Raw genomic sequence first — 8,795 nt, 5'->3', positions numbered from 1 at the left:
GTTCGCCCCGGGCTCCGCCCGCCCGGCGGACAACCACAGCGTGATCACCGAGTTCCTCGTCGACGACGTGGACCGCGTTCACCAGAACCTGACCGGCTTCGTCACCGACTTCGTCAACGGGCCCACCACGATGCCCTGGGGCAACCGGTCGCTGCTGTTCCGCGACCCCGACGGCAACCTCGTCAACTTCTTCACCCCCGTCACCCCGGCGGCCATCGAAAAGTTCGCCCGCTGACGCCACGCACAGCCGCTCACGCGGGAGCCCTGAGATCCCAGGGCTCCCGGTGAACGCGGCCGCCGAGTTCAGGAGCGCCACCAGCCGTGGACATCGGAACGCACCGCTGACCCCGAAGGACGTCTGCGCTTGTGTCTTCGGGTCCACGCCGGACGTCCGATCGCGCACGTCGCTGCGGGAGCCGGGATCTCCCGCCGCTGCCTGGCCAAGTGGTACGCCCGCTGGCGCGCGCACGGCGAGAACGGCCTGCTCGACCATCCCTCCCGCCCCGCCACCAGTCCCGCCCGCACCTCCGAGGACATCGCTGACCTGGTGGAGGCGCTGCGGCGGCAGACCAAGCACGGACCAGCCCGGCTCGCCGCCGACCTACAGCGGCTGCACGGCGTCACACTCGCGCCGGCGACCGTTCACCGCATCCTGGTGAGGCGAGGACTCAACCGGCTCCGGGACCTGGATCCACCGACCGGCGAGCAGCTGCGCGAGGTCATCCGCTACGAGCACGACCGGGTCGGCGACCTGGCCCACGTCGACATCAAGAAGCTCGGACGCATCCCGACCGGCGGCGGCCGGCGGATGCACGGCGTCGGCACCGAGTCCGCCCGCGCCTCCGAACGCACCGGTCCCGGCACCGGCAAGGTCGGATACACGTACCTGCATTCGGCGCTCGACGACCACTCCCGGCTCGCCTACACCGAGGCCCTGGACGATGAGAAGGCCGTCACCGCGGTCGCCTTCTGGCGCCGGGCCGTTTCCTTCTTTGCCGCCCACAGCATCACACCGATCCCCTGCTGCCTCACCGACAACGGCGCGTGCTACCGGTCTACGACCTGGGCTGACGCCCTCGCCGCGACCGGTACGAAGCACAAGCGGACCAGGCCGTACACGCCGCGCACGAACGGGAAGGATCACGGGACGCTCACACGCGAGTGGGCGAGGACTTCGCGTAACCAAGGTCCCGAGACACCACAGTCGTGTAGGCGATCCCGCAGTGCGTCAGCGACCGGGAGGTGGAGGAACTGGGCCCGCTGGTGCTGCCTGCCCCGACCAAGCGCGAGCAGATGGCCGCCCTGGTCTCCGCCCCCACTGACCCGTGGTGGGAGGGCCGGCCGGTGCCTCCGCGGGGGTCGGAGGCACCGGCCGGCCGGCTCGGGCGATCAGGTGGAGAAGGTCGTCAGCGGCTCCAGGTCGTAGGTGCGGGCGTACTCATTCGAAAAGATCAAGGATCGTCTTGCGGAAGCCTTGCAGACGCAACCACTCGGTTTTCGAATCTGGCGAGCAGTCACCGAACTCGTCCAACTTGCCAGCAAGGAGGACAACCCTGTTCGCGCGAGGAGGGTGAGGAATTGGGTTGAGACCCTTCTTACTGGGCGTTTCAGCCGTAGATGTGGGGGTTGACGCTGCTTTTCCCGGTGCCAGGACTGTCTGCGTCTGGTGACGCTTGGGGCTCTGGTGACGGGAGGGCCGCCGATACACAAATGCCCGCCGGAACTGTGCGCTTCCTCCTGTCTCATCCCTGGAAGCCGGAGCTGGGAGTGTCTGCCATCGGAAGTCGCGAGGCCTGGGCAGCGTGGCGATTCCGCAGTATGCCGTCATCATGACGGACCGTCGACCGTATCCGAGCGACCTGTCAGATGCCCGTTGGGCTCTGGTCGAACCAACCCTGACCGCCTGGCGTCGGGCCCGTACCGAACGTGCCCTCGCGTTTGGCCGACCGCCCGAGCACGAGCTGCGCGACCTCCTCGACGCGATCCTCTACGTCGACCGCACCGGCATCCCCTGGCGCTACCTCCCACACGACTACCCGCCCTGGGAAACCGTCTACACCTACTTTGCCCGCTGGCAGAAGGAGGGAGTGTTCGAGCAACTCAACGGCCTGTTGCGCCGCCTGGTCCGCGCCGCAGAAGGCCGCGATCCGGAGCCGACCGCGTGCATCCTCGACTCCCAGAGTGTGAAGACCTCCACGAACGTTCCCGTCGCCGGCCAGGGCGTCGATGGCGGGAAGAAGATCGTGGGCAGGAAACGCAACATCGTCACCGACACCATCGGCCTGCTGCTCGTGGTGCTGGTCACCGCCGCGAGCGTCCAGGACAACGCCGCCGGCAGACAGCTGCTGACCGTGGTCGCAGCCGAGCACCCGACCATCGGCAAGGCCTGGGCCGACATGGGCTACAAGACCGCCGTCGTCGAACACGGCGCCACGCTCGGCATCGACGTCGAGATCGTCCGTCGCGACCCCACCACCAGGGGATTCGTCGTCCAGCCCCGACGCTGGGTCGTCGAGCGCACCTTCGGCTGGCTCATGAACCACCGCCGCCTGGCCCGCGACTACGAAACCCTCCCAGCCCGCTCCGAGGCCATGATCCACCTCGCGATGATCAGCCTCATGACCCGCCGACTCACCGGCGAAACCACCCCCACCTGGCGCGGCACCTGAACCCCCAGAGTCAGGGACGAAACGCCCAGTGAGCTGCAAGATCGCGACCGGGACGCCATCGGCGGGGGACTCGCATAGGGACCAACATCAGAACCCCGCCAGCCGGTCACCGGCATCACGCCGACACTCGGCGGCCCCGCTCGACGATCTCGGCCTTGAACTCCGGCGTGAACGAACGGCGAGGGCGCGGCTTCTTCTTCCCCATGCTCTCCATGATGGACATCATCCTTCCGGGGCCGAAGCCCCTGATCAGGAGTGTCTGTCAAAGCGAAGCAGGCCCGGGCAGGCCGATGGCCGGGACCGACGGCAGACCGCATCCAGGGCGGCTGCTGGAGGCCAAGGGCACGGAAGGCACCGGGGCCGCAGCGGTTCGAGCAGCTGGCCTTCGCCGCCACTGGGAACAAGCCCCGCACGGCCCGGCCGCCCGTCGGGGCACTGCTTTGCGTGTTCGTGTCCATCGCGCCGGCTCCGAAGCACATGCGCGATGCTGGTTACGTCGTTTCGGCACCGGCGCAGGCCCGCGAACGCGGCTTTCGAAGGAGGAGTCGACATGGATCCGCTGCAGCCCGGCCCACTGCGCTGCCTGGTGACCGGTGCGACCGGCTACATTGGCGGCCGGCTCGTCCCCGAACTGCTCGCCCACGGGCACACCGTACGGTGTCTGGTACGGGATCCCGGGCGACTGCGCGACCATCCCTGGCGGGCCCGGGTGGAGACCGCCACCGGTGACGTCACCCGCCCCGCAACCCTCGCCGGGGCCTTCGACGACGTCGACGTCGCCTACTACCTCATCCACTCGCTCGGCACCGGGCCCTCGTTCGAGGCAACCGACCGCGCGGCCGCCCGCGCTTTCGCGGCCGCCGCGGCGGCCGCTGGCGTCACCCGGATCGTCTACCTCGGCGGCCTCGTCCCCGACTACGCGGCCGCAGACCTCTCCCCCCACCTGCGCTCCCGCGCCGAGGTCGGCCGCATGCTCCGAGCCGGCGGTGTCCCCACGGCCGAACTGCGCGCCGCCGTGATCATCGGCTCCGGCAGCGCCTCCTTCGAAATGCTGCGCCACCTCACCGAACGCCTGCCCGCGATGGTCACTCCGCGCTGGGTGTCCACCCGAATCCAGCCGATCGCCGTCCGGGACGTTCTGCGCTACCTGGTCGGCGCCGCATACCTGCCGCCCGGACTGAACCGCACCTTCGACATCGGCGGCCCCGACGTCCTCACTTACGGACAGATGATGCAGCGCTACGCCCGCATCGCCGGACTGCGCCGCCGCCTCATCCTCCCCGTGCCGCTCCTCACTCCCCGCCTCTCCAGCCTTTGGGTCGGCCTGGTGACTCCAGTCCCGGGCTCCATCGCGCGCCCCCTCGTCGAGTCCCTGCGCCACGAAGTCGTCTGCGGCGAACACGACATCGCCCGATGGGTGCCCGACCCACCGGAGGGCCTGACCGGCTTCGACCAGGCCGTCACGCTCGCCCTGCACCGGATCAAGGACGCCGACGTCGCCACCCGCTGGTCCTCCGCCTCGCTGCCCGGCGCCCCGAGCGACCCGCTGCCCACCGATCCCGACTGGGCCGGCGGCAGCCTCTACCAGGATGTCCAGGAACGCACCGTGACCGCGTCACCCGCCGCCGTCTGGAGGGTGATCGAAAGCATCGGCGGCGACAACGGCTGGTACTCCTTTCCACTCGCCTGGGCGCTGCGCGGCCGGCTCGACCGCCTGGTCGGCGGCGTCGGACTGCGCCGGGGCCGCCGCGACCCGACCCGACTACGGGTCGGCGACTCCCTCGACTTCTGGCGTGTCGAGGAAATCGAACCCGGCCGACTGCTGCGCCTACGGGCCGAGATGCGCCTGCCCGGGCTGGCCTGGCTCGAACTCTCGGTCACACCGGACGACGATCACGGAACGCAATACCGGCAGCGGGCACTGTTCCACCCCCACGGCCTGGCCGGACACGCGTACTGGTGGGCTGTCGCACCGTTCCACACCGCGGTGTTCGCAGCCATGGCCCGCAACATCACCGAACGCGCCCGCCAGGGGCCGTCGATGAATTAGTGGTGCGTGTCGTGTCAGCTCTCGGGTTGATGTCATGTCCATGAGGTATCTGGTCAGCTCGCAGGGGTCGATGAGGCGGACGGGCAGGGGGGCGGCGTGGTGTCCGTGTTCGTGCAGCAGGGGCCGGGTCTGCTGGAGGAGGGCGCGCATCTGGTTCTCCCCGATGCGCAGGAGGTGGGCGGTCAGCGAGACGGGCAGGAACGCGCTTGGCGGCTGTCAGGAACGCCCGATATCCCTCGAAGGCAACACCGACCACGACCACCGGGAGACGCCCGTGAGCACCCGTCAGCGCCCCGCCGAGCCCGACGACAACGACGACCAGGCCGACGCCGTCGAACCGGCCGAGCCGTCCCGGCCGGGACGCACCGCGTACCGGCGCGGCGCCGCCAACCCGAACGGGTCGACCACCGGGCTGCGCTCCGACGTCCTCGGCGCGCTCGGCGTCCTCAAGGTCGCCACCGCCGACCAGCTCCAGCGCCTGCTGCGGCCAGGGGCGGCGTCGAACAAGGCGGTCCGGCAGGCGCTCGGCGACCTCGCGCTGCATGGTCTGGGCGCCTCCGACGGCAACACCAGGGACCGGCACAAGACCTGGCGGCTGGAGGGCACGGCCGGGCTGGACGCGGCCGGGCAGGTCCTCGGCCTGCCCCGCCCCGAGATGGGCTCAACGGCCAAGGGCGCCGGCACCTCGGGCGCCCCGCACGCGATGGCCGTCAACGAGACGATCGCTGCGTTCGTCCTCGGCGGCAGCGCGCCCGGGGCCGCGGGCGGGGTGGGCACCGTGGCCGACTGGGCGACCGAGGTCGAGTTCCTGCTGCCGGGCGGGCGGCGAGGTGGGCGAGGACGTCGAGCGGGAGACGCGGGTGGTGCGCGAGCCGGCGCTGGACGTCGTGGCCGAGGTCGGTGGCCAGGGCGCGGATCAGAGGCTCGTCGATCGCGGGATTGTCCGCGAGCTGAGCCCGGACCCAGGCGACGGGATCCTCGGCGAGCTGCGCGTACACCTGGGGCGGCAGGTCGGGGCGGGCGGCCAGTTCCTGGCGCAGCAGCACCGAGGGGTGGCCGGCGAAGAGCGCGGCGGCGGCTGTGGGGGTGGCCGGGTTGCGCAGGGCCGCCTGCTGGATGTCGTGCACGGCCCACTCATGGGAGCCGTCGCAGGAGGCTCCTGGCGGAAGGCCGTAGTCGGGCTCCGGACAGTGAGCGTCGTGGACGAAAGGGGTCGGCTCGCGGTCGCAGACCGGGCAGGACCGAGCCGCGGGCAGCCCTTCGCCGGTCAGCAGCGCCGCCAGGAGGGCCGGTGGCGTCGCCTCGTTGGCCGCCACCGCGCGGCGGACCTCGGTGTCCGGGTGTCGTGCGAGCCGGGCGGCGAGGTCCGGCGTCGTCCACAGTGCGAGTTCCGCGACGACTCGCACCTCCGGGTCCGCGGCGAGCGCCAGCGCCACATCCGGCGGCAGATCGGGGCAGGCGGCCAGCTTCTCCCGGTGCTCTACCAGGGGATCGGTGGCGAACAGCCGGGCCCACTGCGGCCTGCCGGCGCCTTCTTCGAGCAGGGCGAGCGCCGCGCGCGGCTGCAGGGCGGGGTCGACGTCGTCGGCGGTGAGCCGGCCCTCGTACGCGAGCCGCACCGCGGCCTCCCCGAAGCGGGAGGCCAGCGCCGTCACCTGTGCACGGCTGAGGTCCGGGCGGCGGGCCAGGGCCTCGGCGAGGTCGGCGTCCGCCGCCGCGATCAGCCGGTCGGCCAGTTCGCAGGGCAGGGCCGGGTTGGCGGCCAGCCCGTACAGGACGTGATTCACAGGCGAGCATCCTGCCCGACACATGATCGAACGGCTCGTGGATTTCGGCGTTGCTGCCTGCCGTACCGGCATCCGACAGTGGCCCGAGCACGGCACCTGGCGGACCGGGCCTGCCCCGGTCGAGGTAGACGACAACCCCGCGAGGCGATCACCCTGCTGTGTCGCAGCCGTGACCGGGGACTTGGTGCCTGAGGGTTGTCCCGGCCCGGCGGCAGTCGCCAAAGGGCCGGGCTGTCTCAGTCCCACGGGCTGGTGGGCACTGGGCCGGGGGCGACGATCACGGCGATCTCGCCGTCGCGTGTGCGGCCTATCCAGACCTGGCCCCAGCCTTCCGGGACGCCGAAGGTCAGCAGGTCGGCCCGGCGGGCCTGGTCGCGGACCAGGTCGAAGTAGCCGTCGCAGAGGTCCTCACGGACCGGGCCGAAGCGGTTCTCGGTGTCCCGTCCGATCGGCGGGCAGCCGAAGCCGGCGGCGGCGATGTCGGCCAGGTCGCGGCGGAATGGCTCGGTGAGCGGCTGCCAGGCGGTGGCGTCGGCGAAGCAGCCCATGGCCTCCTCCGCGGTGAACCCCGCGCCGGCAGCGCGCAGGGCCGGGTCCTCGCCCACACTGAGGGCGAGCTCCCACGTGACCATCGGCTCGTCGCGCACGCGCAGGAGCGTCGCGGCGCACTCCCGGTACTCGGTGTAGTAGCCGTCAGAGAGACGGGGCAAGTTGGCCCAGGAGACGTCCACCCGGTACTCGCCAGGCGGGATGCGGACCGCGAGCTCGCGCGGCGGCCCGGTGATCCAGGGCGAGTCCACGACCAACCGGCCGCTCGGCAGCCGGATCGCGGTGACCTCCTGTATTTCGGCGATCTCGATCCAGCTGTACGGGGTGTGCGTATCGCCCCCGATCCGCGCACCCGGCGTGAACAGCCCGTCGAGGTACTCGCGTGTCTCCGGCCTGACCTCGTTCATGCCCGCCCCTCTTCCTCTCTCTCCTGGCAGCCGCCGTCCGGACCGTACAGGCCCCCACCGACAACCGCCCTGGAACCGCGTCCTGTCCCCGGCCAGTGCCGCAGGCCCGGCCCCGCAACGGCGGGGTTGGCGGGGCCGTCAGGCCCCCGGCCCACGGTGCAGGGCTGGGCGGTCGATCAGACCTCGGGGTCTCGGCGCGCGGCTACGGCGTCGGCGAGGGCGGTGCGGCGCTGCTGGGCCTCGCGGATGATCCGGCCGATCTGCACGTCGGTGATGCGCAGGCCCTGTCGGCGCGGGTCTTGCCGCCGTGTTCGGTGCCTGCGAGTTCGGCGACGAGGTTGGCGTAGACGCGCTGCTGGAGGGCGTCCTGACGGGCGATCGGGCGCCGTCGGCGCTTGATCTGGGCGGCGGCGTCAGCCGGTTCGGCTGCGAGCGCGAGCAGCAGTACCGCCGCGTACTCGTCGAGCGCCTCTTGGTGCTCGCCTGGCCACGTGGACGCGATGCCGGCTGACGTGCTGGCGCAGATCCCGGATGAGCCGGTTCGGTGGCGGGTCTGTGCGCTGCGGGCTGGGCCGGCAGACCGGGGGGAGAGGTCCGCCGGCCCAGCCCGTGCACTGCCCGCCCGCGCTCCTTGTTGCCACGATCCGCGGGGCAAACATCTCCGTCTCCCGCAGCGCGTCGGGTGGCCGTGCCGCGGCTGCGCGCCCGCCGACGGGCCGGGTGGGTCAGGAGGTTGCGCGACGGGGTCGCGCGGTTTTTCCAGGGCGTGCTGGAGCTGGTCGCCACACCGTCCTATGAAAGCGACCAGTAGGCGATCGCATCACCGAGAGGACTTGTCGCCGCGATCTTCGCGCCTGACCCCGATGCTGTGCTTGGGGCGTCGAAGGCGAGGTAGCCATGGGTTTTGTCTCCGGCGTAGAGATCTCCGGATGCCAGGGCAGGTGTGTAGCCGCCGGCCGTCGCGTCGGCGTTCCACCGAGAACCATCGGGAGCGACGAGTGTGAAGTACAGCGGGTTGAACGACGTTTTGCCCGACACCACCGTGATGTCCACCGTTGCGACGAGCCAGCCACCATGCTGGGCAGTGAAGACGCTGTTCCCACCTTGAGTGGTGTAGTGAGCCTGGGCTCACTGTCTCCGTGTACTGCCCCTGGTCGTCCTTGACCTCGACTGGCGTCCCGATCTTGTACGTTTGTGGCCCTCCCTTGGTGCTACTGAAGTTGAATTCGTGATGTCGGTCTGAGATGTGGTCAGCCATCCATGATCAGGCCGGTGGTGGCGAGGCATCCGTCGATGAGGTGAGGGCGGTACTGGAGTCTCTTCAGGCTGCGTT

Annotated in this window: 6 protein-coding genes and 2 pseudogenes; 5 read left to right on the top strand and 3 right to left on the bottom strand. The window is 70.9% G+C overall.

The genetic code is table 11. From position 1 onward, the window contains the following. From ACZ52J_RS42440 to ACZ52J_RS42425, 4 genes are all read left to right on the top strand, one after another. Window positions 1-235, top strand: a 235-nt coding sequence (locus ACZ52J_RS42440; RefSeq protein WP_465626773.1) for a VOC family protein, incomplete at its 5' end; no start/stop codon positions are given. Between the two features lie 129 nt (window positions 236-364). Then, window positions 365-1,426 carry an IS481 family transposase gene (locus ACZ52J_RS42435; protein WP_465626772.1) on the top strand — a complete coding sequence of 354 codons (1,062 nt, stop codon included), beginning with the start codon at window positions 365-367 and terminating at the stop codon, window positions 1,424-1,426. Window positions 1,427-1,829: 403 nt separating this feature from the next. Continuing rightward, window positions 1,830-2,669 carry an IS5 family transposase gene (locus ACZ52J_RS42430; protein ID WP_465626771.1) on the top strand — a complete coding sequence of 280 codons (840 nt, stop codon included), beginning with the start codon at window positions 1,830-1,832 and terminating at the stop codon, window positions 2,667-2,669. 550 nt (window positions 2,670-3,219) lie between these two features. Beyond that, window positions 3,220-4,719, top strand: coding sequence for an SDR family oxidoreductase (locus ACZ52J_RS42425; RefSeq protein ID WP_465626770.1), 1,500 nt, complete (start codon window positions 3,220-3,222; stop codon window positions 4,717-4,719). Between the two features lie 806 nt (window positions 4,720-5,525). On the opposite strand, the pseudogene ACZ52J_RS42420 reads toward ACZ52J_RS42425, so the two are convergent. Beyond that, a pseudogene (locus ACZ52J_RS42420) lies at window positions 5,526-6,506 on the bottom strand (hypothetical protein); the annotation flags it as partial. Window positions 6,507-6,742: 236 nt separating this feature from the next. Continuing rightward, window positions 6,743-7,462, bottom strand: a complete 720-nt coding sequence (locus tag ACZ52J_RS42415) for a DUF4241 domain-containing protein (RefSeq protein ID WP_465626769.1) — start codon at window positions 7,460-7,462, stop codon at window positions 6,743-6,745. A gap of 307 nt (window positions 7,463-7,769) precedes the next feature. On the opposite strand from ACZ52J_RS42415, the gene ACZ52J_RS42410 reads away from it, so the two are divergent. After that, window positions 7,770-7,973 (top strand): hypothetical protein, encoded by a 204-nt coding sequence (locus ACZ52J_RS42410; protein ID WP_465626768.1) that lies wholly within the window; start codon window positions 7,770-7,772, stop codon window positions 7,971-7,973. 281 nt (window positions 7,974-8,254) lie between these two features. On the opposite strand, the pseudogene ACZ52J_RS42405 reads toward ACZ52J_RS42410, so the two are convergent. After that, window positions 8,255-8,563, bottom strand: a pseudogene (locus ACZ52J_RS42405) (DUF4352 domain-containing protein); the annotation flags it as partial. Window positions 8,564-8,795 lie beyond the last annotated feature (232 nt).

The organism is Kitasatospora sp. NPDC034035 (assembly GCF_055575755.1).
The sequence above is the reverse complement of the archived record's forward strand: the minus strand, read 5'-3'. Positions and strand labels throughout refer to the sequence as shown.